This window comes from Flavobacterium sp. (genome assembly GCF_029945805.1).
Lineage (GTDB): Bacteria > Bacteroidota > Bacteroidia > Flavobacteriales > Flavobacteriaceae > Flavobacterium.
Genome location: NZ_JAQSDH010000002.1, coordinates 37886 through 64748, shown reverse-complemented (window position 1 = coordinate 64748; position 26863 = coordinate 37886). Strand labels below are relative to the sequence as shown.

General features: G+C 36.0%; 17 protein-coding genes and 1 tRNA gene. 4 read left to right on the top strand and 14 right to left on the bottom strand.

Annotated elements, in window-relative coordinates; genetic code table 11:
- Positions 1–12 precede the first annotated feature (12 nt).
- The 3 genes from PSU83_RS00730 to PSU83_RS00720 form a co-directional block, all read right to left on the bottom strand.
- Positions 13–1167 carry a formimidoylglutamase gene (locus PSU83_RS00730; protein WP_300585614.1) on the bottom strand — a complete coding sequence of 385 codons (1155 nt, stop codon included), beginning with the start codon at positions 1165–1167 and terminating at the stop codon, positions 13–15.
- Between the two features lie 2 nt (positions 1168–1169).
- A complete protein-coding gene (gene topA, locus PSU83_RS00725) occupies positions 1170–3686 on the bottom strand; it encodes a type I DNA topoisomerase (RefSeq protein ID WP_300585612.1) in 2517 nt (838 codons plus the stop codon).
- Positions 3687–4086: 400 nt separating this feature from the next.
- A complete protein-coding gene (locus PSU83_RS00720) occupies positions 4087–4470 on the bottom strand; it encodes a DUF983 domain-containing protein (RefSeq protein WP_300585610.1) in 384 nt (127 codons plus the stop codon).
- Positions 4471–4569: 99 nt separating this feature from the next.
- On the opposite strand from PSU83_RS00720, the gene PSU83_RS00715 reads away from it, so the two are divergent.
- Positions 4570–6477 carry an ABC-F family ATP-binding cassette domain-containing protein gene (locus PSU83_RS00715; RefSeq protein ID WP_300585608.1) on the top strand — a complete coding sequence of 636 codons (1908 nt, stop codon included), beginning with the start codon at positions 4570–4572 and terminating at the stop codon, positions 6475–6477.
- 155 nt (positions 6478–6632) lie between these two features.
- Here the strand turns inward: PSU83_RS00715 and PSU83_RS00710 are convergent, their stop codons facing one another.
- Positions 6633–7598, bottom strand: coding sequence for an App1 family protein (locus PSU83_RS00710; RefSeq protein WP_300585606.1), 966 nt, complete (start codon positions 7596–7598; stop codon positions 6633–6635).
- A 59-nt stretch (positions 7599–7657) separates the two neighbouring features.
- Here PSU83_RS00710 and PSU83_RS00705 point away from each other — a divergent pair, with 59 nt between their 5' ends.
- Positions 7658–8533 carry a YegS/Rv2252/BmrU family lipid kinase gene (locus PSU83_RS00705; protein WP_300585604.1) on the top strand — a complete coding sequence of 292 codons (876 nt, stop codon included), beginning with the start codon at positions 7658–7660 and terminating at the stop codon, positions 8531–8533.
- Between the two features lie 4 nt (positions 8534–8537).
- On the opposite strand, the gene PSU83_RS00700 is transcribed toward PSU83_RS00705, so the two are convergent.
- Positions 8538–9683, bottom strand: a complete 1146-nt coding sequence (locus tag PSU83_RS00700; protein ID WP_300585602.1) for a peptidogalycan biosysnthesis protein — start codon at positions 9681–9683, stop codon at positions 8538–8540.
- Between the two features lie 59 nt (positions 9684–9742).
- On the bottom strand, positions 9743–10234 hold the full coding sequence (locus PSU83_RS00695; protein WP_363319833.1) for a DUF1761 domain-containing protein: 492 nt from the start codon (positions 10232–10234) through the stop codon (positions 9743–9745).
- 195 nt (positions 10235–10429) lie between these two features.
- Between PSU83_RS00695 and PSU83_RS00690 the strand changes: the two genes are divergently transcribed.
- The gene (locus PSU83_RS00690) at positions 10430–11284 is read left to right on the top strand and encodes a Two component regulator three Y domain protein (protein ID WP_300585600.1); all 855 of its coding nucleotides are present in this window, start codon (positions 10430–10432) and stop codon (positions 11282–11284) included.
- A 97-nt stretch (positions 11285–11381) separates the two neighbouring features.
- Here the strand turns inward: PSU83_RS00690 and PSU83_RS00685 are convergent, their stop codons facing one another.
- On the bottom strand, positions 11382–11834 hold the full coding sequence (locus tag PSU83_RS00685; protein WP_300585598.1) for a KTSC domain-containing protein: 453 nt from the start codon (positions 11832–11834) through the stop codon (positions 11382–11384).
- 150 nt (positions 11835–11984) lie between these two features.
- Here PSU83_RS00685 and PSU83_RS00680 point away from each other — a divergent pair.
- A tRNA-Met gene (locus tag PSU83_RS00680) sits at positions 11985–12057 on the top strand.
- Positions 12058–12195: 138 nt separating this feature from the next.
- Here the strand turns inward: PSU83_RS00680 and PSU83_RS00675 are convergent.
- The 7 genes from PSU83_RS00675 to PSU83_RS00645 form a co-directional block, all read right to left on the bottom strand.
- Positions 12196–12999, bottom strand: coding sequence for an endonuclease/exonuclease/phosphatase family protein (locus PSU83_RS00675; protein WP_300585596.1), 804 nt, complete (start codon positions 12997–12999; stop codon positions 12196–12198).
- Between the two features lie 100 nt (positions 13000–13099).
- A complete protein-coding gene (locus tag PSU83_RS00670; RefSeq protein WP_300585594.1) occupies positions 13100–14587 on the bottom strand; it encodes a reverse transcriptase domain-containing protein in 1488 nt (495 codons plus the stop codon).
- A 419-nt stretch (positions 14588–15006) separates the two neighbouring features.
- Positions 15007–15732, bottom strand: a complete 726-nt coding sequence (locus PSU83_RS00665) for a hypothetical protein (protein WP_300585592.1) — start codon at positions 15730–15732, stop codon at positions 15007–15009.
- A 33-nt stretch (positions 15733–15765) separates the two neighbouring features.
- Positions 15766–16404, bottom strand: coding sequence for a heavy metal-binding domain-containing protein (locus PSU83_RS00660; RefSeq protein WP_300585590.1), 639 nt, complete (start codon positions 16402–16404; stop codon positions 15766–15768).
- 237 nt (positions 16405–16641) lie between these two features.
- Positions 16642–17028 carry a hypothetical protein gene (locus PSU83_RS00655; RefSeq protein ID WP_300585588.1) on the bottom strand — a complete coding sequence of 129 codons (387 nt, stop codon included), beginning with the start codon at positions 17026–17028 and terminating at the stop codon, positions 16642–16644.
- Entirely contained in the window at positions 17018–18046 is a 1029-nt protein-coding gene (locus tag PSU83_RS00650) for a PorP/SprF family type IX secretion system membrane protein (protein WP_300585586.1), read from the bottom strand. The genes PSU83_RS00655 and PSU83_RS00650 overlap by 11 nt, the downstream gene beginning before the upstream one ends.
- A 13-nt stretch (positions 18047–18059) precedes the next feature.
- Positions 18060–26648 (bottom strand): PKD domain-containing protein, encoded by an 8589-nt coding sequence (locus PSU83_RS00645; RefSeq protein ID WP_300585584.1) that lies wholly within the window; start codon positions 26646–26648, stop codon positions 18060–18062.
- Positions 26649–26863 lie beyond the last annotated feature (215 nt).

The following is a 26863-nucleotide window of genomic DNA, read 5'->3' as shown; positions in this document are numbered from 1 at the left end:
GATTATATTTTTTTACAGAGTGTTTTTTCGCTGCGCTTTCCACCATCTTTCGGGAATTTCGTTATTGCACGCTGCTAGATATTCTTCATGTGAACATGGTAATAACGTATTTTTTTTCAGTTTATTGTGTTCTCCTGCAAAATAATTTATCTCAATCCACCATCTCCCCGTTTTATTGCTTTTGAAGAAAATTAATTCTTCAGTTTCCAGTGGTACAATGTATTTTAAATAGTTTTCTTTCGTTCCGAATGGATATTCGTTGGAACGATAGTTCACTCCTTCAATAAAATACCAAATGATTTGCGCAATAAGTACCGATTCTTCTTTTTTATTATTGTGATTGAAAATTCCAAAGGAACTAACTTTATCACTTATACCTGAATATCTTGATAAACTGCAAATTTCTTTTCCGTCAAAACCATTAGGAGTAAAAGTAGAAAAATTTCCTGAATAAGCAGACTTTACAGCATTTAAATCGATACAAACAATATCAGCATCACGAAAAGTTGGCTCGGCTAGCTCAATATTGTTTGAAATTTCTCCTAATCGGTAAGCGTCAAAGTATAATTTTTCGATTAAATCAATCTCTTCCTGCGAATTATAGTAGGTTTGATAACCAATATTACTGTAGTTAAAAAGGTTATTGGGTTCATCCACTATTATCTTTGTCAAATAAGAATTAGCAGAAATGCCCTCTTCTTGTTTGCCAAAATCAAACTTACTATCAATAGATACTAAGTTGACCATTTGCTCCTGATTATCATAAGCGCGATACATAGGATAGGTCAAATCTTGAGAACCACCAATTACAATTGGTATAATACCTTTCTTTATGAGTTTTGAGGCTACTTTCTGCAAAGCAAAAAAGGTGTCTTCGATAGAATTTCCTGGCAAAATATCACCTAAATCGGCAATTGTACTTTGCCAATTCCCAGGATATAAACTGTACAATTCTTTTCTGATTGCATCCAAATTGACTTCATCATCTGTGAAATTGACTGCGCCACGGTTTTCTAGTACGCCAATGATCGCAATTTTCACTTTATCTATCTCTGGGAAATCTTTATCGGTATGAAAAACGACTTTACTTCCCAAATGCTGTGAGGACAATCCGTTTATATACTGAATTATCTCATTATCAACGGGTGATAGAAAATCAAATTCCATAATTATTTCTTTTTAGCGGGTGCTTTTTTTACAGTAGTTTTTTTGGCTGCGGGTTTCTTAGCTGCCGTTTTCTTCACTGGAGTTTTAGCCGCAATCATTTCCTTTACTTGCTCCAAAGTCAATACCGAAGCATCAGTATCTTTATTGAGCTCTATTTTGATTTTTCCTTTGGTAATCACTGATTTTCCCCAACGTGCCTTTTCAACCAGAATTCCTTCTTCTTCCCAGTTGTGAATTACCTTATCAATGTTCTTTTGCAATTTCTCTTCAATAAGTTCCACAATATCCGCTTGCGATAAATTGTCAAAGTTGTATTTCTTGCTTACATTAATAAAGATGCCATTCCATTTTAAGAACGGACCAAAACGACCCACGCCTTTCTGAACGCCTTCATTTTTGTAAGTGGCAATTGGCGCATCAGCGGCCGCTTTCTCGTTAATCAATTCTTGAGCTCGCTCCATAGTTACATCTAGTGGATCTTCGCCTTTTGGTAAGGATATGAATTGTTTTCCGAAACGAACGTAAGGACCAAAACGACCATTGCTTACTTCAACTTCTTCGTCTTTATAAACGCCTAAGTTTTTTGGCAATAAAAACAAGTTCAAAGCTTCTTCTAAAGTGATGCTGCCGATATTTTGTTCTTGACGCAAACTGGCAAACTGCTTTTCTTCATCATCGGCTTCGCCAATTTGTGCAACGGGCCCAAATTTACCTAAACGAACTAAAACTTGTTTTCCCGTTTTTGGATCTTTACCTAGAATTCTTTCGCCGCTTTCTCTTTCGGCAGTTTCTTGAACTAAAGTTACATTGGGATGAAACTTATCGTAGAACTCTTGCATCATTTTTGACCAATCAATATTTCCTTCTGCGATTTCGTCAAAATCTTGTTCCACTTTTGCAGTGAAATTATAATCTAAAATGGCTGAGAAGTTTTTTACTAAGAAATCATTAACGATGGTTCCGATATCTGTTGGAACTAATTTCCCTTTATCAGATCCTGTATTTTCTTTTAATACTTGCGCTACAACTTTACTATCTTTTAACGTAAGCTGCGTATATTTTCTTTCTACACCGTCTAAGTTTCCTTTTTCAACATAGGTTCTGGCGATGATGGTAGAAATGGTAGGCGCGTATGTTGACGGACGCCCAATTCCTAATTCTTCTAATTTTTTTACTAAAGAGGCTTCTGTATATCTTGAAGCGGCTCTTGTGTAGCGTTCTGTGGCGGTGATGAAATTGTTGCCTAATTTTTCATTCACTTTTAAAGCAGGCAACATGCCTTCTTGTTCTTCATCGTCGTCGTCATTTCCTTCCAAATATACTTTAAGAAATCCTTCAAACTTGATTACTTCTCCTGATGCTGTGAATACTTCCGAATGATTATTGGCTTCAATTTTTACGTTGGTTCTTTCTAATTCGGCGTCGCTCATTTGAGAGGCTAAGGTTCTTTTCCAAATCAAATCATATAAACGGGCTTGATCTCTTTCGACATTCACGGTATGACGCGACATGTCTGTTGGACGAATCGCTTCGTGAGCTTCTTGTGCGCCTTTACTTTTGGTAGTAAAGGTTCTTGGTTTAGAATATTCCTTACCGTATGATTTTGTGATTTCTGCTTGTGCTGCGTCTGAGGCTTCTTTCGAAAGATTCACACTATCCGTTCTCATGTAAGTAATCAGTCCAGCTTCGTACAAACGTTGTGCGATTTGCATCGTAATTCCAACAGGTAAATACAATTTACGAGCAGCTTCTTGTTGCAACGTAGAAGTGGTAAAAGGGGCCGCTGGCGTTTTTTTGGTTGGTTTGGTTTCTAAATCGGCAACTTTATAAGTAGAACCGATATTTTTATTTAGAAAATCTTCGGCTTCTTTTTGGGTAGCGAAGTTTTTAGGCAATTTTGCTTTAACAATTTTTCCAGCTTCGTTGGTGAATTCGGCAGTAACGGAATAGGATGCCATTGCTTTGAATTCCTGAATTTCTCTTTCACGTTCTACAATTAATCGTACGGAAACCGATTGTACACGACCCGCAGATAATCCGCCTTTAACTTTTTTCCATAATACTGGTGAAAGTTCGTAACCTACTAATCGATCTAAAACTCTTCGCGCTTGTTGGGCATTTACTAAGTTATAATCGATTTCTCTTGGGTTATCGATGGCTTTTAGGATCGCATTTTTAGTAATTTCGTGGAAAACAATTCGTTTGGTTTTGCTTTTATCCAATTTTAATTCTTCCGCTAAGTGCCAAGAAATGGCTTCTCCCTCGCGGTCCTCATCCGAAGCTAACCAAACCATTTCGGCATTTTTAGCTAATCCTTTTAGTTTAGCGACCAACGCTTTCTTGTCGGATGAAACTTCGTATTTTGGTTTGAATCCATTGAGCACATCAACTCCGATTTCCTTGGATGGCAAGTCGGCAATGTGCCCGTAGCTTGATTCTACTTGATAATCACTTCCTAGAAATTTTTCGATTGTTTTCGCCTTTGCAGGGGACTCCACGATAACTAAATTCTTTGCCATACTCCGTTGTTTATGTCGGCAAAAGTAAACGTTTTTTTTAAATTTCCGTTTTACTGTTGCTTTTTAACGATAAAAGGATGTTGGAGACTTAGCAAGAGCCTGCGTTTTTTGCATTAAATGGAAATCATTTATGCTTCATTTAGGGTTTAGGATCTATCGTTCTTTTAGGTTTGTTCGACACTTGTTCGTTAAAAGTATCGTTTTGCCGAAGCGCTGCCGAACAAGTGTCGAACAAGAGTCGAACAAAGTACCCAAAAAAGCAGGTAAACATAACATTTATAACAGACCTAACATTTATGACCAAAGGCCAACATTCGGTTCTATTGTAGTGAATTTAAAGCTTCATAAAATGCGCTTCTATTGAAGATAAAAACAAGCAAATGCTTTTCAAATTTTGTTATTATTTCTTCGCCGCGTCTTTATCAAAACTGACAAACATATTAATGTAAACATTTCGGGACAATCTTGAATTAATAGGCATTAAAACAACTAGAGCCACAATGATGGCAATAACAGCATACATCAATTCGAATCCTAGTAAAACTTTGGTAATAATAAATGCAGCGACTCCAACGGCTACAGTTAAGCCGTAGTTTACATACATGGCGCCGTAAAAAAAGGAAGGTTCGATTTGGTAACGCAATCCGCAGTGGCTGCAATTTTCATGCATGTGAAATAATTCGGGCAGATTATATGGATTTTTCTCAACATACATACTTTCTTCTTGGCATCTTGGACAAGTTCCTGTTAAAATGCTATTTAGTTTGGATCCTTTTTTTAACATTTGCAAAAATTTTAACTTCGTTCACTTTGGTCTTATGACCTTGTGTGTGCAAAGGTAAATCCTTAGCGAAGTTTTCAATACTAATTTGCAATTCTTTTTATGTTAAACATTCATAATTTATCGGTTTCGTTTGGTGGTACGTATCTTTTTGAAGAGGTGACTTTTCGATTGGGTTCGGGTGATAGGGTAGGACTTGTGGGAAAAAATGGTGCCGGAAAATCAACAATGCTTAAAATATTGGCGGGTGATTTCAAGCCCGATTCGGGGCAAATTGCCACCGAAAAAGAAGTTAGAATGGGCTTTTTGCGTCAGGATATCGATTTTGAACAAGGAAGAACGGTATTAGATGAGGCTTATGAAGCGTTTGTCGAGATCAAAAAAGCGGAAGTAAAGATTGACGAGATTAACCATCAATTGTTGACGCGAACGGATTATGAAAGTCAGGGTTATTCTGATTTGATTGAGCAATTGAGCGATGTATCGCATCTTTATGAAATTCTTGGCGGGTATAATTATGTTGGGGAAACCGAGAAGATCTTATTAGGTTTAGGGTTTAAACGTGAAGATTTTAACAACCAAACGGATACTTTTTCGGGTGGTTGGAGAATGCGTATTGAGTTGGCAAAATTGTTGTTGCAATCCAACGATATTTTGTTGCTGGATGAGCCAACGAATCACTTGGATATTGAGAGTATCATTTGGCTAGAAGGATTTCTAAGAAACTTTCCGGGCGTTGTCGTAATTGTTTCGCACGATAAAATGTTTTTGGATAATGTGACGAATCGTACGATTGAGATTTCGCTTGGAAAAGCGTATGATTTCAATAAACCGTATTCGGAATATTTAGTACTGCGTGAAGAAATACGCGAAAAACAATTGGCTACGCAAAAAAATCAGGCTAAGAAAATTGAAGAAACCGAAAAGTTAATTGAGAAATTCCGAGCGAAAGCTTCGAAAGCATCCATGGCGCAATCGCTGATTAAAAAATTAGATAAAGTAGAACGAATTGAAGTGGATGAAGACGACAATTCGGTGATGAATATTTCGTTTCCATTGTCGCAATCTCCAGGAAAAGTAGTCATTGAAGCCGAGCACGTAACCAAAGCGTATGGCGACAAAACCATTTTGAAAGACATTTCACTTTTGGTGGAACGCGGCTCTAAAATTGCTTTCGTGGGTCAAAATGGTCAGGGAAAATCGACGTTCATTAAAGCGATTGTCAACGAATTTAAATATGATGGTTCGATAAAACTAGGACACAATGTTCAGTTGGGTTATTTTGCCCAAAATCAAGCAGAATATCTTGATGGCGAAATCACGTTATTGGAAACGATGACGAATGCTGCAACTGACGGAAATCGTTCGCGCGTTCGTGATATGTTGGGTTCGTTTTTGTTCCGTGGCGATGATGTAGAAAAGAAGGTGAAAGTGCTTTCGGGTGGCGAGCGAAACCGCTTGGCTTTGTGTAAATTGTTGTTGCAACCTATCAATGTGTTGCTGATGGATGAGCCTACGAATCACTTGGACATCAAATCGAAAAATGTACTAAAAGCAGCCTTGAAAAAATACGAAGGAACCTTACTTTTGGTTTCTCACGACAGGGATTTTCTTCAAGGCATGTCGAATATTGTTTACGAATTTAAAGATCAAAAAATCAAAGAATATTTAGGCGATATCAACTACTTTTTGGAACAACGCAACGCCAATAATATGCGTGAAATTGAAAAGAAAGACGTTGTGGTTTCTGCCAATACTAAAGAGAATAAAAATCTTTCCTACGACGATCAGAAGAAAAATAAATCGCTTCAAAACCGTTTGAGTAAAATTGAAAGCCAAATAAAACAATTGGAAATCAACATTCAGTCTGACGATAAAGCGCTGGCTTCTAATTATGACAAACACAGTGAAGACGCTAATTTCTTCATGGCGTACAACAAGAAAAAAGCCGAATTGGACAAACTACTCGAAGACTGGGAAATGGTTCAAGGCGAGATTGATACTTTGTAATTTTAGGAGCCATTTCCAGCTTTTCATTACAATCTTATTTATAAAAAACTGTATTTGCAAGGCTTTGAAGGAACTTCCGTTGGGCGTTCTTCAAAACCAGCAATTCCTAGTTTTTTATAAATAAGGATTTTCATTGCACTCTGGGCTAAAATCCATTAAAAAATCAACCCTATTTTTTTGGAATGTGCAATGGCTTCCGAGCTTTTTTTAAAATAGCAAATGGCTACGTCGAGTTCTGAAATGTTATTTAAAGAGGCGGTGATTTTTTCTTTTTTATGTTTCCCCGTTTGCCGAATATAAACTGCTTTGACATTCACTGGAAATATTTTGCAGATGGCTTCATACAAGTAGGCATCGTGCTGAGAGTCGTCGCCCAAAAGCGTGTATTGTAGGTTGGGATAGAACTCTAAAATATGCTTAATTTTTTCAAACTTGTGATTGTGGTCGCCACGTCCCGTTATAAATAAATCGGTTAAGCTTGTTTTTATATCTTTAAGTAATAAAACAGCTCTAGGCAATTCGTTTATTTCTGTAAATTGCGTTATAAAGCGGTACAAATTCCATTCGCTACTTGAGACATAAAAAAAGGCATTTTTTTCCATTTTGTTGTTTCGTCCCGCAGAGCTTAAGGCTTGATAGTGCGCTGCGACATCTTCAAACACCTTTCGGTTGAATACGTTTCTAAATAATAGAATGTATAGTTTACGAAAAGGATTTCTAGTATGCGATACTATAAAGGTATCATCAATATCCGATATGAAACCATAGTTTCCAATATGGGGTTTAATAAAACTAGAGGTTTCTTCAATTGCTTCATTTTCATAAAAAATACTAACTTTATATTCCAGCCAACCCGTTCCTAATTCTGAATACGGAATGCAAAATTTAAAATAGCCATCGTGTAACGTTCTGGTATGGATTTTTTTGCCGTTTAAATGAAGATAGACATCGGCATTGGCTTGAGTTTTAATGCGAAACATCCGGATAACGGAAATAGCATTTTTAAAATTTTTCTTTTGAAAGTCATAATCCTCTTTTGAAGTCGGCTTAAAAACGTGTCCCATTACAATTAATTCCTGTTCATTCGCATAACCGCGGTATAATTTGAGGATCGGCTTCATTTAATTTTATACTTTTGATATTCTGTTCCAAATTACAAATTATTTAGCAATTTCAGCTTATGGCGACTAAAAAGAAGTACGTTTTGATCGTGAATCCAATCTCGGGAGATATGGATAAGAGCGAGATTTTACTAAAGACGTTAGCTTTAGCCGAAGAATATAAAATTGAGATTATTGTTTATGAAACTTCTGGTAAAAGCGATGAAAAAGCTATAAAAAAACTGTATGATTTGCACAAACCGGAACGTATTTTAATTACAGGCGGCGATGGAACCATAAAAATGGTAGCAGAAGCATTAGAAGATAAAGATGTTATTATTGGTATTCTTCCGGCAGGTTCTACAAACGGACTTTCGGTTGATTTGAATTTGCCTGCTACAATTGAAGAAAATCTCGCGGTTGCCTTTCATAATCATTTTATGGAAATTGATATGATTTCAATCAATGGTAAAAAAAGCATTCACTTGAGTGATTTGGGATTAAATGCTGAATTAGTGCGCAATTACGAGAACAGTTCCACACGAGGTAAACTAGGCTATGCGCTACAAGTTGTTACGACCTTAACGGAATTGGAAGAGCCATTTTTAGCTAAAATCAAAACGGAGGATCAAACGATTGAATGTTCCGCACGCATGATTGTGATTGCCAATTCGCAAAAATACGGTACGGGAGTAACCATTAATCCGGAAGGCAAGATGAATGATGGTAGGTTTGAGATTGTAATCTTAAAAAATTTAGATTTGCTTGTTTTCGGAAAGATACTAACCGGAAATATTCCTTTGAACTCTGAGGATGTTGAAATTATCTCCACCGATAAAGCGACTATTACCACAAACAAGCCAGTGCCTTTTCAAATTGACGGCGAATATATTGGACAAGAAACTAAACTTGATATTAAAATTTTACCTGCGCAGATGAAGTTTGCTGTTCCGTAGAAATTTATTTAAACGGATGTCTTTGCTTCCACGAAAGCGTTGGTTCTAATTTTGGAAATATTTTATCGAAATATTTGTTGATCAAATTGTTGTTATGATAGATAAATCCGGACATTATTATAGGTTCGGCACCAATAGAGCTTTTAATTTCTAGTGCGGTTCTTCCAAAGATTATTTTCTGGAATTGGTTTTCGATTCCAAATTTTGTCATGTTGTAGAGCATATTCAAATACAGCATTTTCTCTTTTTGAATTTGTTCGTCATAGCCTAGGAAATAAGTTTCCAAAGTTTTTCCGTTCAATAATAAGGTATGGAATCCAACTAAAATTTCATCCAAATAATATCCAACCAAAATAAAGCGATTGCCACATTCTTTTTTGAAAGAAGAAAAATGGTTTTTAGGCAGAAAAAAAGTGTTGAAAGGAGCATTTTTAGCTACATTATGGTATAATTCGTAGATTCGTTTTTCCTGCAGTAGTATATCGCCTAACTGTAATTCTCTACTTGTAATTCCTTCTGATTTTTTCTGTGCACGCTTGTATTGGTCACGGTATTTTTTGGATAAGGCTCCAATATAGTCCTCCTTTGTTTTCCATTCCGAATGCAATTCAAAAATCATATTGGGTTGTGTTTTGAATTCATACATTTCCGAAAAAGAGAACTGTTTAAATTCGTTTGCACACTTTTTATAAAAATCTTTAAACGAAACAATATGTATTTTTATGCTTTTCTTTTTGAAGTAAAGTGTAATCTCATTGGCACAATCAATCAATATTTTTGAAATCGTATCCGAATCAATTTCTTTATTAAAAGTATAGCCGTTTTGTCCTGTAATCATATTATTGCCAAGAAACAAAGCGTGAGAAGCAAAGTTTTTGAAGACAAAATTCCGAATGTAGGTTTTAAAACACTTATCCCGTTCTCCAAAGGATTCCAATTTGTTTAAGTCAAGATATTGCGCCAATGCTACTCCGATAAGAAGTTCTTTTTCAAAAATTCCGATGTAGAAACACTGCATGTTTGTAGGGGCAGATTCTTGAAGAACCTTCAAGTAATGGGTTTGCAAGAAAACATTGTCATGAGCAACTTTATCCCAGGAATCCGGAAGCTTTGCAACGGTTGTATAGATAGAGTAGGTAATTGGTTCCAATAGTATAAAAAAAATCGCTTTACAAATGTAGAGCGATTCGATTATAATTAAATGTTAATTTATTTCCATCCACAGATGATAGCGCCCATTATTATCATGGAAATTATCCAATATCCGGCATTAATCAAGATGTATTTCCATGATTTTTGTTCGAACAATCCATTTATCGCAGTAATTGGTAAAGCAATAAATAATCCAGAAATAAAACCATGTAAAGCGCCATGTTTAAAAGTTCTGAAAGCATCACCATAATCATTTAAGAATGCGATATAAGATGGTTTTGCAAGCGTTGGGTCACCACCAACCATTCCTAAAGCTCCCATTTGGTGAATAACTAAAGAAGGAAAGATGAATGCAAACATAAAAGAGTAGATAATTGTCAAAACGAATACTTTGAACATGTTTGACTGTTTTGCTTTTTCTTCCGTCATTCCGGTTTCTTTCATCCAAATGGTTCCGAATACCTTTGGACTGTACCAGACAAATCCAACTATTAACGTTACAAACGTTGCAGCTATAATTGCGTAAAAATTAAATGGCATATTCTCCATCTTCTTTATTTTTAATTGGTTAGTATATCAAATGTAAAAAAAATAATTTAATGTTAAATTTAGTATTAAAAATAATAGTATTTGTAAGATAAATAAATAAAAATATTGTTAAAAAATGCATTTCATCGATTATTTTTGTGTTTAAACGATTATATATATACGTTTGGACTGTCATAACCTCAAACCTTAAATGATATGAAAACAATTATTACCTGCGTAACATTACTTTTAATTTCGGTTTCAAGCTTTGCTGAAATCTCATCAGTTGAAAAAGATGCTTTGGTCAAATTAAATAAAGCTACCAAAGGTTCTCAATGGATTAATAAATGGGATTTAAAATCTCCGGTATCTACTTGGTATGGTATCGAAATCCAAAACGATAAAGTTATCGCAATTAAATTAATGAACAACAATCTAAATGGAGAATTACCTTCTGAATTAGCCAATTTAACTTCATTACAAGTACTGAACTTATTCAGAAATAATATTACTGGTGTTTTGCCAGAATCTATTGGTAATTTGAAAAATCTTGTGAAATTGAATGTAGCCTTTAATCAAGTTTCTGGAAAACTTCCTGAAAGTCTAGGTAATGCATCCCAATTGAAATTTATCGAAATGCACATGAATAGATTAACTGGGGTTTTGCCAGTAGCTATCGGAAATTTACCAAATTTAGAAACGCTGTCTTTGTTTAACAATGAAATTGAAGGTCAAATTCCAGCTTCTTACTATCAGTTAAAATCTTTGAAAGTCTTGTTGTTGAACAGTAACAAACTTTCTGGAAAATTAGATAAAGAAGTTGCAAATCTTTCTTCGTTAGAAACGTTGAGTTTGTTTGAAAACAAAATGGACGGACAAGTTCCTTTTGATTTAGAAAAATTAGGAAAGTTAAAAGAAATGAATATTTCATACAATATGTTCAACGGATTGGTTTCTAAAAACTTATCTAAATTAGATACGTTGAACATGACCATGGTAAACGAGCAAGGAGTTGCGACAACTTTGAAAGTAAATATCGATAAAAATTCAGCATTCGCTGCTGATGAATAAAGATTTGTTTTAGTTTTTTAGAATTAAATTTTGTTAGGTAAAAAAGGTCTTGAGAATATCAAGACCTTTTTTTTATTAATTCTATTTGTGAAATTAGTTACTCAGCTGCTACTAATTTAGCGGCGCTTCTGTAGATGTATTCGTTGTAAATGTGTCTTCTTGCAAAACGACTTGGCGATTCAGCATTTACCATTTTGACATACACAGGTCTCAAAATACCAAAATATTCAAATGAACTTCCGTCAAGGAAAGTTACATAAAGTACTCCTTTCTCATAATGAAAATCTGAGATGTTAGTAGTTGATGTGATTCTAGTGTATTCTGCTTTGTCTTTTTCCAAAGTCTCTGGAGCGATACTCACCAAGAAATGGTAGGCTGCAATAATCTCGGTGCTTTTTTCTTCTGCTGCCAAACGTTCTACAGGATCTTGAATAGTATCCGGATGGATATCTTTCATAGCATTTCTATAAATGGTTTTTAGCTCTTTCAAAGTAGCTGTCTTAGTTACTCCAAGTAACGTTCTGTATTCAATAATTTTTTTTGTATTCATTTTTTTGTAATAAAAAACAGTTCAGTTCTCAAATTTTTTGCAAAAATACTGTTTTATTTAGATATAACAACCTGATTTAAAAAATAGTACATTTTTTATTTTATTTATGTTGCGCATGTCGATTATCGTTGTATATTTGCACCCGAAGAGCGCGGGATAGAGCAGTAGGCAGCTCGTCGGGCTCATAACCCGAAGGTCACAGGTTCGAGTCCTGTTCCCGCTACAAAGAAAAAACGATTTAGTGAAAACTAAGTCGTTTTTTTATGCGTTACTGTTTGATTTTTAAGGATTAATCATTTTTGTGACAAAGCTCGTTAACGGCTTTTACGGAATTACCTCCTACCAAATAAACGGTAGTAATCTACTTGATGCTGATTTCTGTTGTGATGGGAATATGATCTGAGACTTTTTTGGCACGTTTTAAGTTTTCGAAATCAGTGTAAAAAGGAATGGCTTTGCTGTTTTTTAGGGTTATTTTTTCTTTGTTGTACCAAATGTTGTCAAATTCAGAAGCCAAACAGTTGTTGTTAAAACACTCTTTCTTTAAAGACGTCTTTTGTTTGAAAAAAGCAGATTCGTAATTCATTCTTCTTAAAGGGATAAATACGGTATGGGATTGTGGACAATTGAAGTCGCCTACGAAGAGTATATTTAGAGTAGGGTATTCTTCAGGAAGGAATTTGAAATATTTAATTTCCGTTTCTGGTTGTTTACTTTTGGTTATTGCGTGGAAGTTGGCAATAGTAAATTGTTTGTTTTTATATTCAAAAGTGGCATAATAAGGTTCTCGGTCTATTTCTATGTTATACTTTTTCTCCAGCCATGCTTTTCCAATTTTCTTTACAACTGCTGTTTTCCAGATGAAGGCATAGCGTTCGGTTTTATAGGCGCTACTGGATGTTGGATCACTAATGACATAATCCCATTTACTTCCTTTTCTATTGAGTTCGTCGGCTAATTTTGCGACTGCTTGTGCTCCGCCATGACCAGCAACTACTTCTTGTATGACTATTATGTCATACTCTTTAACTGTATTGGCGATATAGAGTATAGTGCTATCCGATTTTGATTTTCCGAGGTTTTCAAGATTCCAGGATAGGAGTTTTACTTGGGCGCTTAGTGATGTGGTTAGTATTAGGAGGATTTTGAAGAGGAATTTTTTCATTAGGCATTGGTTTGCTGTTTAAATTTAGTTGAAAGTTTTTGGAAACCTGTGAGGCCTGGATTATAGTTGCGGGCACGGATTGCAAATCCGCGCTATCGGATTATACATTATTAAAATTATATTTACCCAATGCTGATTTTAAAATTTTCCAATGATTTCTTACTTGCATTTTGATTTCTGGCGCTTCCATTTCTTCCGATGAACGATATACATACCGTAAATAATTTCCACGGTACTTACGTTCAAATTCTGATATAACTAATTTTCCTTGAACAAAGCTGGAATTTTTAGCAGGGAGATATCGTTTTTTTTCTCCTTTATAACTGTATAATCGATAAATTTTTCTTTTAAAAATAGGTGCGGAATCTAATAGATATTTTTCTTTTATTTTTTCTGCTCTTTTATGTTTTCTTCTGATAGAATCCTTCATCTCTCTATAAAATGTTGCTAAGTTTTTGGATTTTAATAAAGTTTGATAACCATAAAACTCGAATCCAAGATAATTCAAAGGAATATTCTTTTTGAGCATTCCATCTTTTAATCTAAAAGATTGTAGCCTATTATCGTCAATTTTAAAAACTGTAATTTCTGTTTTTGGAATTGAAATAATAAGTTTAATTTTCTCTATCTGTTCTTTTATAAATTTTTCAACAAATTCTATTTGTTTTTCTTCACACACAATTACTATATCATCAGAATACCTTCTGTAAAAAATATCATTTTTAACAGTAAGCCTTTCAATTATTGCCTCGTCAAAGGGCAACATGTAAATATTTGCTAATAACGCACTAATTGGCAAGCCTTGTGGAATCCCTATTAGTTTTCCATCTTTATGTTTCTGATTCTTATGTATAATTATGTCCGAATCTATTAAATCACTTAAACTATTAAAAAAAGTGCTTTTGCCTTCCATTCGTAATTTGGCAAGTGCCTTTTCATTAAAATGGCCTTTCTTAAATTTCAGATCATTAAGTTTTACATACGAAAATTTGGTAATTGCCTTAAATAGATTATAATGATCCTTTGGCAACGATTTACGTCCTAATATTTTGGCCCAACTCAATTTCAGTAACTTATGATTAAGGCTAGGAAAAAAATTTTCTATATCGAAAGCCAAAGCAACACAATCCTGTCTCTTTACAATTTCGTCAAAAACATCTTTTGCAAAGTGAGTATTGTTTTTGAATTTAGTCTTACATGCTGCAGGTATTTGTCTGTAGGCCGAAATAGATACTGAAACAATACTATTTTCTAAATATTTTTCATATTCTTTAGAGATAATATTTTGAGAATAATAAGAATATATATGAGAATCGACATGGCTAGCATATAGTATCTCTCTAATTTTTCTATTAGAGATTACTTTACCATCCTTCATTGTTTTATGAGAATGCCTTTCAATACCTTTGAAATCAGAACGCTTATATCGTCGTTGAGATATTTCCTTAAAAATTAAGGGATAAAATGAATGCTTTTCAATATTATTTGGATTAGCTATATAGTTCTCAACTTGCTGACGAACATCTATAGGCGTCTTGTTTGAAAAATGTGGATATCCTCTGTCCTTAAACCAATCCTTTCGTTTCATAAATAAGTAAAAAAGCTCCCGCGCGGTTTTTATAATGAGATAGAACCTACATCCCCTAAGAGACTGAACCGTTAGCCGAGTTCTCGACTCCCGCTGACTTTGTACGTTATCTTTGCCCAATGGGCTCTCACTGATGTTTAATATAATCCTAAACGCCTCAACCATGATTGTAACAATCACAGACTTTAGTCGTCTAATACCTAAAGTATATAAATCTTTCTGTAGAATACTGACGTTGCTGTCATATCCTGCATTTATATCGATATACTTGCAGGAAATGACTGCAATTACACCTTTCCTAATTCACATATTTTATTATCCTTACGGTCTGAATTAAGTGAAACTATTAAGTTTACAACAGTTCAACAAATGTTTTATCTCTTTAACTAAGGAGCTTAATTACTAAATGTAAATATAATTTATTCATTGTTACTATTAATCGGAAAAGGGTTAATATCTGTAAAAAACTCAATCGGTAAATATTGTTCACTAAATTTCTGTTGAAACGGGCTGTACCATTTTACTTTTACAAACTCCATAGACGCTAATCTTTTTTTATCACCATTGTTATAAAACAAATCAGTATAAGTCTCATTTTTATATCCACAAACAATAAAATCTGGGGTTGTATAATTAACAACATATTGAATCATTCTTTTTCTTTTAATCTCTGTGGGTGTCCCATCTTCATTTATTTCAGAAGTTTTTCTTATCGAGGATCTTTTTTTTAAAACTTCTAATTTTTTAGTCTTAAAGTAAAAAATTCCAGCGTACTGATAAGATGGTTTTAAGGGAAGATCTAGTATTTCATCGACAAGATTCTGATGACCTTTATGAAATTTATCAGGATCATCTAATCGTCCTATTTTCAAATCGTGAATACTCTTTAACATATTTTGATAAATATGTACTTCAATAAATTCACTTTTATTATCGTCAAAATAAACACATATATATTTGATTCTTTCCGCAATTTCAAATCCTGAAACATCATCGTGTGTTTTCTTTTTTTTGTCTTCAAAATGAACCTCTTTTATGATCATTATCGGAGGAACATATTTTCCATCACCTTTTATTTCGTATCCTTGAAGTAACGGATGCGATTTAAAAGTCACTAAATTACCTACTTCAAAACTATTTACCATGATTGTTATTTGTTAATTATGTAAATATGATTTTTAGTTTTTGTTCATCTCAGCGATTGCTTCCAACTTTTCTGTTAACTCAATTACCTCAACAATATAATCCCTACTTTTTTCATTGAAGTTAGTAATATCTCTTACCCGTATAGCGGTACCCGCCATACAAACCATTAACATATTTGTACTTCCACTACCTATCTCATTAAAATCAATGTCTGTTGAAATTACTGCATTTCCTCCTAGCCTTAGACATTTAATCCTTAAATCAGACATGCATAATTGAGTAGCCTTTTCTATTTTCAGATTTGTAGTATTTGACGTGGTACCAAAAAAATCATTAAAAGATCTAGATAATTCGGTTGCAAACCCGGTTCCGGATGTAGTTTGTGCAGTTACCATAGCCACAATGTCATACTCCCATTTTACAGGTGCCTCACTGGAGATGATTGGTATGTATGTAATAATTTGTTTTAGTCTATTTTCGATTTCTGCTTTTTGCTGTTGGTAATTTCTAGCAATTTTATTTAATAATTCTCCTGAACAACTTGTACAGTAAGCATCAAAATTAAATTCTAAATGTTTATTTATGAACTCAGATTTTGATTGGGGAATGAGTACTGCGCTAAATAAACCTTTCAAGGTCTTATTACAATGGGGGCATTTTTCCAAATTCATAATTTTATTGTATTTATCTTTAGATATTTAAACATTATTTTCTACTTATTAATTTGCAATGAAGTAAAATGTGATGCGAAGTGAACTATTAATATCTCGATTATCTGTGCAGTAAATGATAAGAGCAGGAAATAAAATCAATAAGATATTTTTTTTCATAGTATTCTATCTAGTTATTATTCAAACTTAAAAACAATAAAAATCAAATCTTTACGGTTTTCCACAATGGAGAACATTTTAATTATCAATCCTCACTTCATAACGCTTCCCATCTTCACCTTCAACAGAAGTATTTCCGTTTTCGTCTATATCCGCTGCGGTGATGTGGTCTTCATCTACATAGCCGCCATTTGGGAAATTGATTTGAATTATCTGGCAGTTTTCAACTTCAACATCGAGGGTGTAGGTTGCTGAATGTCCTGTTTGTGAATTGTTGTAGTCAACGGTTGCAGGGTAGGTTCCGTCTTCAAAGTTGCATTCTGAAGTTTCTGTGGTTACGAATGATGTTGGAACATTGTCTTCGTTGGCAGTGTTATCTTCGGTTTCAGTAGTGGTTTTTGAACCGCAGGAAATGAGGAAGCAACACAATAGTAGTAGTGCTGTTTTTATGGTTTTAGCGCACATAGCCTGAGTCTCCGTTTCTTTTTAGTTTTACTTTGTAATTATCGCAGGAGTTGCAGACGCGACTTGAAGTCCAGGTGAGGGATAGTTCGTGAACGCCTTGGGTTTGCCCGAGCTTTGAGGTGTTTAAGTCATAAGAATAGCCGAAAGTGAATTCACTCAGTTTAAATGTAGCTACCGGATTTATAGAGGTTAGTAAATGACCCGTCGAACTTCTGCGTTCAGGGTTCATCGCCGCCAATGCGCCAATGGTAAAATATCCGGCCTCAAACATGGCTCCGATATCAAGTCGATTGTATTGGGATTGCCTCATGTAATTTGCGGTGACCATAACCCGGCAATCTTCAGGAAATATTGAGGATGGGGAATTATCAAGTTCAAAGTAATGTCCGCCATGAACCGTTAAAAACATGTCTAGTTGAACATTTCCTTCTTCTGTAAAAGAGATGTTGGGTCTGTTTAGGTGTTTTACTGCTGCTCCAATCCAGGTGTTTTCAGTATTAATTACGAAGCCGGCTGAGACATCAAGGAAATCTATTTTGTCGTTATTGCGCAGAAATCCGGGATCTACACTTCCTCCGTTGATTGCTCCTGTGTTGATGTCAATCTGATCTTCGAGGACTAGATTTCTAAAGTTTAGGTTTTTGTTTCCCCAGCCGACTTCTAAACCGGGACAAAATCCCCATTCGTCATTAAGCGCTACGGAATAGGAGTAGGCTGCATTAACTTGAAGGTAATTGTAGTTGGTAAAAACTTCGTGGTGCCTTAAAATAGTCCCTCCGATAGCAGCTCTGTCGGTCACCATATTGTTTAAAAAAGCAAACTGAGTTTCAATTTTTCTGTTGCCGTCGGGCCATTGTCTTCTGTGCAGCAAACCTCCGTGCCATGCTGTTTCAAAACCAGTGAAGCCGGGATTTAAGGTTTCGGGTACTAAAAAGAACTCTGTAAATACAGGATCTTGCGCTTTTACTTGAGTTGAAATTGTGAGTACCGCTATAATCAAAAGTAGCTTTCGTTTCATAATTATGTGGTGCTTATTTGATTAAAACAAAGGTTTGATTTTCGTTGATGACCGTTCCGTAAAACGTTTCTGCCGTTACTTTGGCGTAATAGTTTCCGTTTTCGGCATTGAAGCCTTTTATTTTGGCATCCCATCCGACCAAGACGTCTCCGGTTTCTGAATAGATGATGGAGCCCCAAGTGTCGTAAACATCTAAGCGAACATTTTTCAACCTTTTTGTGACGGGTCTGAAGGTATCGTTAATAGTATCGCCATTTGGAGTAAATGCTGTTGGGACTACTAAGAGGTATCCTTTTTCTACAATTAAAGTTATGGTTTGAACATAGACGCATCCGAAAGGATAGGTAACAGTTTGCGTTACTACATAATCTTTTGGGATGGCGTAAATGTGAGTTGGATTTAGATCGGTTGAGAAAGTTCCGTCACCGAAGTCCCATGAAACGGAAAGGTAATCGCCAGTAATAGTACTTTGAAATGTGATTGGATCACCAATAGCATATATTCCATAAGTGGCATATCCGATGGAAGTGGTATCAAATGAAGGATAGCCTAATGTGGGAGTATCCACTACAACGGTTTGTGTTGCTGTGCAGCCATAACTATCGGTTACGGTTAATAAGACTGTTCCGTTGACAGGAGATTGCATTATTTCGTTATTGGCTCCACTAATAGTTCCGCTCGACCATTGGAATTGATAAGCAGGAATTCCCCCTGATGCTTGAGCGACAAAATTTTGGTCGACCGTGTGGGCAGCACAATCAAAAGTGGTTTGAGTGGTAACATTCAGGACAATTGGATCAGGTCTTGTGATTGGAAATTGTTCTGTTTTAATACAACCATTGGCATCGGTTACTGTAACTAAATAGTTTCCGGATGTAATGCTGGATAAATCTTCTGTTGAACTTCCGTTAGACCATGAATAGCCGAATGGGGGAGTTCCGCCTGCGACAATCAAATCAATAGCACCCGAACTGGCATTGGTACAATTAAAAGCGTTTGTAATGTTGGCTGAAAGAATGAGTGGTTGCGGTTCGACAATAGTAAATGTTCTTACTATGAAACAGGGAGTTCCATCTGAAATTGTGGCAGTGTAGGTTCCGGGACCGAGGTTGTTTCTAATTAATCCTGAAGTGCTTCCATCGCTCCAAGTTAAAGCTACTGGAGTTATTCCGCCTGTTAGGTTTAGATTTATACTACCGTTTTGAGCACCAAAACAAGAAATGTTTGCTACTATGGGGTTAATCGTAAAAACAGGCGCTTGTGGAATATTGATAGTCTCTACTTTTGGACAGCCTACAGCATCGGTTACTGTGATGGTGTAATTTCCGGCAGAGAGATTGGTTTGGTTTAAGGTTGTTGCCAGATTGCTCCATTGGTATTGATACGGAGGATTTCCGCCCGAAAGCGTAACGGATATAGAGGCATTGTCAGCTCCGTAACAGGTAATTGGCGTTGTAGTGTAAGCGATAACGATGTCTGTTGATTGGGTTATAGTAACCGAAAGATTCTTTTGGCATCCATTGGCATCCGTTACCGTAAGATCATACATTCCGGCAACAATAGCGTTTAGATTCTGATTGCTGCTGGTAAAACTATTGGGTCCTGTCCATGAAAATGTATAACCACTTCCGACAGTTCCGCCCACTACATTTACAAAGATTTCACCTGTAGCGGCTCCAAAACACAGCACATTGGTCTGACTAACAAGACTCACTACTAAAAGTGGTGGTTGTGTAATTGTGAAAGTTGCTGTTGTTGGTCCGCAATTATTAGCATCGGTAACGGATACTATATATACTCCCGGAGCTAGGTTTGCAATATCCTGCGTAACATCCGCATAAGGACTGGTGTCTTTGGTCCATGTGTAAACATAAGCTCCAGTGCCACCAGTTACGGATATAGTTATACTTCCATTAGTCGCATTGAAACACGTAATGTCATTTTCGCTGTCGACTGTAATGGCAATAGCTGCAGGTTCGGTGATGGTATAGGTGTTAGAAAAAGGACAACCGCCAGCATCTGCAATGGTAACATCATAATTGCCAGGTGCTAAATTTGAAATACTGGTAGCCGTAGACGTAAATCCGTTTGGACCTGTCCAAGAAATAGTATAAGGAGTGCCTGATGAAAAAGGAATTCCACCCGTAATGTTGGTTGTGATGGATGCTATATTTACGCCGAAGCATAAATTATCATTCAAAACTATATTAGGATTGATTGCCGGATTTACCGTGATAGTAACCGTAAAATTTGCACCTGTACAAACCCCTGAAATAGGCGTTACTGTATAAGTAACAGTAGATGGATTTGTAGATGTGTTAACTAATGTTTGGCTAATATCTATTTGTGGTGTGGGTTGTGCTGAAGCACCAGTTATTGTTCCTACTGGGCTTATTATTGGTGTAGACCATGAATAGGTTGTGCCAATTGGAACAATATTACCTCCACTATTAGCTGGTGTAACTGTAAATGTTGTCGCGCTGCAAATAGTTGAAGTTAATGGAGCTATTACTGGATTGTCATTAACTATAACCGTTGCAGGATCTGTAGTTATAACTGAGCATCCTCCAGATATAGTCGGAAATGTTATCACACAGTAATAGTATGTAGTTCCGGATGTAACTGTTAGTGCAGAATATGTTGCATTTGTTGCACTTGCAATTGTATTTCCACCAATATTAGAATTTATAGTATTTGAAAACCATTGATAGGTTGGGATCCCTATACCGTTGGTATAAGTTAATGATAAGAGCGTTGGCGTTTCGTTTACACAGACAGTGCTTGAAATGGGTTGGTTTGCCAATGCCGGAGCTACATTTACAATTACCTCAGCGGTATTCGTTGTTGCATTACATCCTGAACCAACGGCCTGCGTTATTAGACAATAATAATATACTGTACCAGCCGTTATTGTTGGTGGTATAAACGTATTATTTGTTTCCCCTGTTATAACTGTTCCTGAAGTAGTGTTATTAGTACTTGAACTATACCATTGATAGTTATATACAGTTCCTAAACCGCCTGATACGGTAACACCCAAAACAGTTGGTAGAGAGTTTTGACAAACTGTTTGAGTAACCAATGGTTGAACTGTAACCGTTTGATCATTAACTACATCTACTTGAGCAACACTACTGGTGATTGTCCCACACCCGCTTCCACTAAAGCTAAGCGTTACATAATAGTAATATGAATTTGCTATTGTATAAACTTGTGGTGTATAAGATGCAGAATTAGTACCAACAGGTGTACCACCTATTGTTGAATTATTTGTATTACTATACCATTGATAAGTAACGGTTCCAAATCCACCAATATAGCTTACCGTTAGTGGCGTTATATCAATACCAACACAAACACTTTGCAATAGTATTGGTTGTTGATCTACAGTAGGAATAGGATTTATAGTTACAGTCGCTGTATTTGATGTAATACTTGTACAACCTCCAGAAGCAAAGGTTATGATGCAATAAAAACTTGTTGTAATTGTATTTGTAGGCGTATAAGTGTCGTTAATAGCTCCAACAATAATACCATTATCATCATACCATTGATAGCTTGCTGTTCCTGTACCATTAATGTAAGCTATAGTCAGCGGTGTCAAAACTGAACCGAAACAAACAGTATCAGATTGGGGTTGTATTGTTATTATTGGAGCGGTCACTACAATAACAGTAGCAACAGCACTTGTTACATTACAACCAACTCCTGATTGTGTAATTACACAATAATAATATTTAGTGCCTACTACATCTGTTAGTGGGATATAGATATCAGTAGTTGCACCGGGTATCGCAGTACCGCCCGAGTTTGATGGAGATGTATTTGAATACCATTGATAATTAAAAGTTCCTATTCCACCACTTGAAACAACAACTAAAGGTGTAGCTGCTGAGCTTTGACACTGTGTTTGAGTCACTAAAGGCTGAGTTGTAATAGATGGGTCTGGTACTACATCAATCTGGGCTATCTGGCTCGTAATATTTCCACAGCCACTTCCATTTAAACTAATCACTACATAGTAATAGAATGTCCCAGCAGTATTAAAAACAGGTGGTGTATAGCTTGAAGAATTAGTGCCTACTGGTGTTCCTCCTGATGTTGAGCTGGTTGTATTACTATACCATTGATAAGTTGGTGTTCCTAATCCTCCAGAGTATGATACAGTAAGTGCCGAAATAGAACCTCCTGCACAGATACTTTGTGTTGGCGTAGGTTGTAATGAAATTGCTGGTAATGGATTTACAGTTATAGTAGCTGTTGCCGAAGTTATACTCGTGCATCCCCCAGATGAGAATGTGATAATACAATAATAATCTGTTGTTACAGTATTTGTTGGTGTATAGGTAGCTGAAGTCGCACCAGAAATCAATGCAGTTGAATCATACCATTGGTAACTTGCGGTTCCGGTTCCGTTACTATACGTAACCGTTAATGGTGTTTGAGGCGCACCTTCACAAATAGATACTGATTGTGGCTGTGTAATTATTTGAGGAGCATTGACCACAATAACTGTTGCAATTGTACTAGCTACTGAACAACCTAAACCAGATTGTGATACCAAACAATAATAATAAAATGTTCCTACAGTTGATGTAGGCGGAGTAAAACTTGATGTATTGGTTCCTATAGGAGTTCCTCCGGTATTTACAGGAGTTAATGTATTATACCATTGATAATTAAAAATTCCTATCCCACCAGATGAAACAACTGTTAACGGTGTTGCAGTAGAATTTTGACATTGCGTCTGAGTAACTAAAGGCTGAGTATTAATGATAGGGTCAGCTATTACTATAACCTGCGCAACATTACTAATTGCCGTTCCGCAACCATTACCACTTAAACTAACTGTAACATAATAATAGAATGTGCCTGCTGTGTTAAAGACAGGTGGTGTATAGCTTGAAGAATTTGTGCCAACTGATGTTCCTCCTGACGTAGTGCTAGTTGTATTACTATACCATTGATAAGTTGGCGTTCCTACTCCTCCTATATAGGATACAGTCAGTATTGGAATAACACCTCCAATACAAATACTTTGTGTTGGCGTAGGTTGCAATGCAATTGTTGGTAAAGTATTGATAGTTACAGTAGCTGTAGCTGAAGTTATGCTTGTACATCCCCCTGATGAGAAAGTTATAATGCAATAATAATTTGTGGTTACAGTATTTGTTGGAGTATAAGAAGCTGAGGTTGCACCTGAAATCAAACCAGTTGAATCATACCATTGGTAACTTGCGGTTCCAGTTCCGTTGTTATAAGCAACATTTAATGGTGTCTGAGGTGCACCTTCACAAATAGAGGCTGATTGTGGTTGCGTAATAATTTGGGGAGCATTGACCACAATAACTGTAGCTATTGCACTAGTTACTGAACAACCTAAATCGGTTTGAGTAATGATGCAATAGTAATATTGTGTTCCAACTATATTTGTTGGTGGAGAATAAGAAGCATTAGTTGCCCCAGAAATTAATGTCCCTGAAGGTGTTGTGCTATTTGGATTGGTATACCATTGGTAAGTATAAGAACCAACCCCTCCTGAGGCAACGACTGTTAATGCTGTAGCCGCTGAATTTTGACAGACTGTTTGAGTAGTCAAAGGCTGTATTGTCAAAGTTGGATCGGCAACAACAATAATTTCAGATGAATTACTGGAAACTGTACCACAACCATTACCACTTAAACTAACTACAGCATAATAATAGAATGTGCCTGCAGTATTAAAAACAGGTGGTGTATAGCTTGAAGAATTTGTGCCAACTGATGTTCCTCCTGACGAAGTGCTAGTTGTATTACTATACCATTGATAAGTTGGTGTTCCTAATCCTCCTGCATAGGATACATTCAGTGTCGGAATAACACCTCCAACACATATACTTTGTGTTGGTGTAGGGTGAACTGTTATTGTGGGTAATGGATTAACAGTTACCGTTACAATATTTGAGGTTATACTAGAACAACCTCCAGAAGATAATGAGATAACACAATAATAATACAAGGTTCCTACAGTTGAAGCTAGAGGGTTAAAAGTAGCATTAGTGGCTCCACTGATTAATGTGCCTCCTGTTGTCGAACTACTGGTATTTGAATACCACTGGTATGTAGGAACGACTGCTGAACTATTTAATACTATTGTCAAAGGTGTTGGAGTTCCTCCTAAACAAACAGAACTTGGTTGGAGTGGAGTTGTTATGGATGGAGCAGGATTGACTGTAACAACATAATTTACTGGAGCACCGATACAACCTCCAACAGTTGGAGTAATTAAGTAAGTAATTGTGCCTGGGTTAGTATTAGTCGTATTGATGATTTGTGAGGGGATAGTATTAGTAGTCCCGGAAGAAGTAAATCCACTTATCCCAGCTGTTGCCGAAGCTGTCCAGGAAAAAGTGGTGCCGACTGGAATTGCCGTTAAAGTAACTAAGGTAGTTGCTGAACCTGAACAAATAGTTTGACTTAAACTGCTGTTTGTAATTACTGGCGTTGGATTTACTACAAAGGATTGTGTTGCAGTATTGGAAGGTCCACATTCATTTGAAACTACTAAAGAAATAGTATAATTTCCTGTAGTTGGATAATTAATATTTACTGGATTTGCGAAATTAGAGGTAGATGGCGTGCCTCCAGGAAAACTCCAGGAATAGGTTAATGTGCTACTAGCTGGCGCACAACTGTTTACTGTTGCTATTGGGTTTACATTTGCTGAACCGCAGTAATTAGGTAATATTCCATTTATCAAGGTTATACTTGGCGGTTTTTTAACAACTACCGTTTGTATAGCAGATGTTACTGGACCACACGAATTTCTAATTGTAACGCTAATAGAATACGTCCCAGCCTCTGTAAAATTAAAAGATGGATTTGCTGATGTTGCTGATGTTCCACCTGTATAAGTGAAAGCTGATAAAGAACCGCAATTACCACTAGCATAAGTTACATTCCACAAATAAATTGGTGGAGAACATTGGTTTGCTAGATTAGTATTGTTTGTAGTATTAACAGCTAAAGGCGTACATCCTGTGTTTGGACTTAATGTAAACAGCGGCACTAACGGAGATTCTATGCAGATTTGTTGAGTTTTTGTAGTTGTGCCACATCCATTTTGGGCCGTAAGTGTAATGGTATATAGACCTGCTGCCGAAAATATATGATTAGCATTTGTAGCATTTGTTACCCATCCTGTGGTAATTATATTATTTGCTCCACTAGCAGGGTCGCCAAAATTCCAAGTAAATCTTGTATCCCTTACGCACCCGCTGTCATATCCTAAGATTGTTGTATTGGAAAATAAAACATTTGAAGTAATACATTCAATTGGGAGGGATGTAAAATCTGCTACAGGTTTTGACCTGGTGTTTCCTCCCACAACTGTTCCCGTAGTAGTCCTACAAGCGTTTGTAACAACTAAAGTTATGATAAAATCACCCCCACCATTAAGGCAACTATTAGTATTGTAGGAGTATGGAATAGGATAGTTTGTAGAAAGTAATGGATTTATGGCATTATAATATGGTGAAGCCACCATTGTCGCCTGACTTATATTTACAATAGGAGAATTATCACCATAGTTAATTGCATAAGTTGTGCCTGGTGAATTTTGTGCCCAATTACCAATTGTATATTGAATAACCGGTGACGGTATACACATATCAACCGTGCCGCCAGGATTTAGTACTCCTGCAGAAGGATTGGAAATATTTTTAACTTCATAACTTACAGAATTACTACAGTTAAAATTTCCTATGGCGGTTATAACCATATTGTATACACTTAATTGGGTATAAGTATGAGATATGGGAAAGTTAATGTTGTTTTGAGATGGAGTAGTATCACCCCAATTTATTGAGTATGATGTTATGCAACCAAGTGAAGCTGATGTGTTATCAACAGTTATTGAATAACTTGTATTTGTAAGTGAAGCGACTGTGCAATTACTAAATTGATTTGCTGAACTTGTTGCATTTGGATCATTAAAACTAATATCCGGTTTCTGCTTTACTGTAACGTTCTGAGTTCTTGTTACTGTACAACCACCTCGTGTAACAGTTAAAACTACAGAAAATGTAGTAGTCCCACATCCTAAAGAAGTAAATGAATGCATTGGATTTTGCTGAGTTGAGAGCGGTGATCCATCTCCAAAATCCCAAGAGTAATTGTTTGTCCCTGCTCCCGATACTGTTGAGGTAAATTGAACCACTGTCCCTGAACAAGTATTGTCATTAGTAAAGGTAAAATTAATTGTTGGAGGAGCATTTACAGTTATAACAACAGGAGTCAAATTCAGATTTTGAGTGCCAGACGAATCTTGAACACTAACTAAATTATAAGTAAATGTTCCTGTAATTGCAGTATTTGCAGTTAGAGTTCCAACATTTCCTGAACTTACAATTGGTGTTTGTGAAATTCCATTTAGTGTATACGTAAATGTATACGGAGCAGTTCCTCCGCTTCCTGTAAAAGTTATTACCGGGTTAGCCGAATTTTGGCATACAGAAGTTCCTCCCGAAATAGTCGCGGACGGAGCGAGTAAAGTCTTATTTTCATTAGCTGCGGCAAGGTGTTGCCCCAAAACTAGTAAAATAGCGATGTAAATATGTTTCATTGTTTAATCTTTTGAAAATCATGGTTCTATTTTATTTAATTTGGGGCTAACTAAACTATTTAGATTATTTTTAACCTAACTTATCAGACAAAAATAGTTAAATTTTGTTCGTATCCTATTTTTGATAAAAAACTATCCGCCAAAAGGTAACTCACACTCTCTTACATAAAATAATTCTTATTTTGAGCATTATAACAATGGGGAAATTGTTCAGA

Excerpts from the sequence above, each read along its gene's own strand:
- PSU83_RS00720 (WP_300585610.1), bottom strand. The coding sequence starts at position 4,470 with ATGTTAAAAAAAGGATCCAAACTAAATAGCATTTTAACAGGAACTTGT.
- PSU83_RS00675 (WP_300585596.1), bottom strand. The coding sequence starts at position 12,999 with ATGAAAAAATTCCTCTTCAAAATCCTCCTAATACTAACCACATCACTA.
- PSU83_RS00730 (WP_300585614.1), bottom strand. The coding sequence starts at position 1,167 with ATGGAATTTGATTTTCTATCACCCGTTGATAATGAGATAATTCAGTAT.
- PSU83_RS00665 (WP_300585592.1), bottom strand. The coding sequence starts at position 15,732 with ATGGTAAATAGTTTTGAAGTAGGTAATTTAGTGACTTTTAAATCGCAT.
- PSU83_RS00655 (WP_300585588.1), bottom strand. The coding sequence starts at position 17,028 with ATGTGCGCTAAAACCATAAAAACAGCACTACTACTATTGTGTTGCTTC.
- PSU83_RS00660 (WP_300585590.1), bottom strand. The coding sequence starts at position 16,404 with ATGAATTTGGAAAAATGCCCCCATTGTAATAAGACCTTGAAAGGTTTA.
- PSU83_RS00705 (WP_300585604.1), top strand. The coding sequence starts at position 7,658 with ATGGCGACTAAAAAGAAGTACGTTTTGATCGTGAATCCAATCTCGGGA.
- PSU83_RS00685 (WP_300585598.1), bottom strand. The coding sequence starts at position 11,834 with ATGAATACAAAAAAAATTATTGAATACAGAACGTTACTTGGAGTAACT.
- PSU83_RS00645 (WP_300585584.1), bottom strand. The coding sequence starts at position 26,648 with ATGAAACATATTTACATCGCTATTTTACTAGTTTTGGGGCAACACCTT.
- PSU83_RS00715 (WP_300585608.1), top strand. The coding sequence starts at position 4,570 with ATGTTAAACATTCATAATTTATCGGTTTCGTTTGGTGGTACGTATCTT.
- topA (WP_300585612.1), bottom strand. The coding sequence starts at position 3,686 with ATGGCAAAGAATTTAGTTATCGTGGAGTCCCCTGCAAAGGCGAAAACA.
- PSU83_RS00650 (WP_300585586.1), bottom strand. The coding sequence starts at position 18,046 with ATGAAACGAAAGCTACTTTTGATTATAGCGGTACTCACAATTTCAACT.
- PSU83_RS00695 (WP_363319833.1), bottom strand. The coding sequence starts at position 10,234 with ATGGAGAATATGCCATTTAATTTTTACGCAATTATAGCTGCAACGTTT.
- PSU83_RS00710 (WP_300585606.1), bottom strand. The coding sequence starts at position 7,598 with ATGAAGCCGATCCTCAAATTATACCGCGGTTATGCGAATGAACAGGAA.
- PSU83_RS00670 (WP_300585594.1), bottom strand. The coding sequence starts at position 14,587 with ATGAAACGAAAGGATTGGTTTAAGGACAGAGGATATCCACATTTTTCA.
- PSU83_RS00690 (WP_300585600.1), top strand. The coding sequence starts at position 10,430 with ATGAAAACAATTATTACCTGCGTAACATTACTTTTAATTTCGGTTTCA.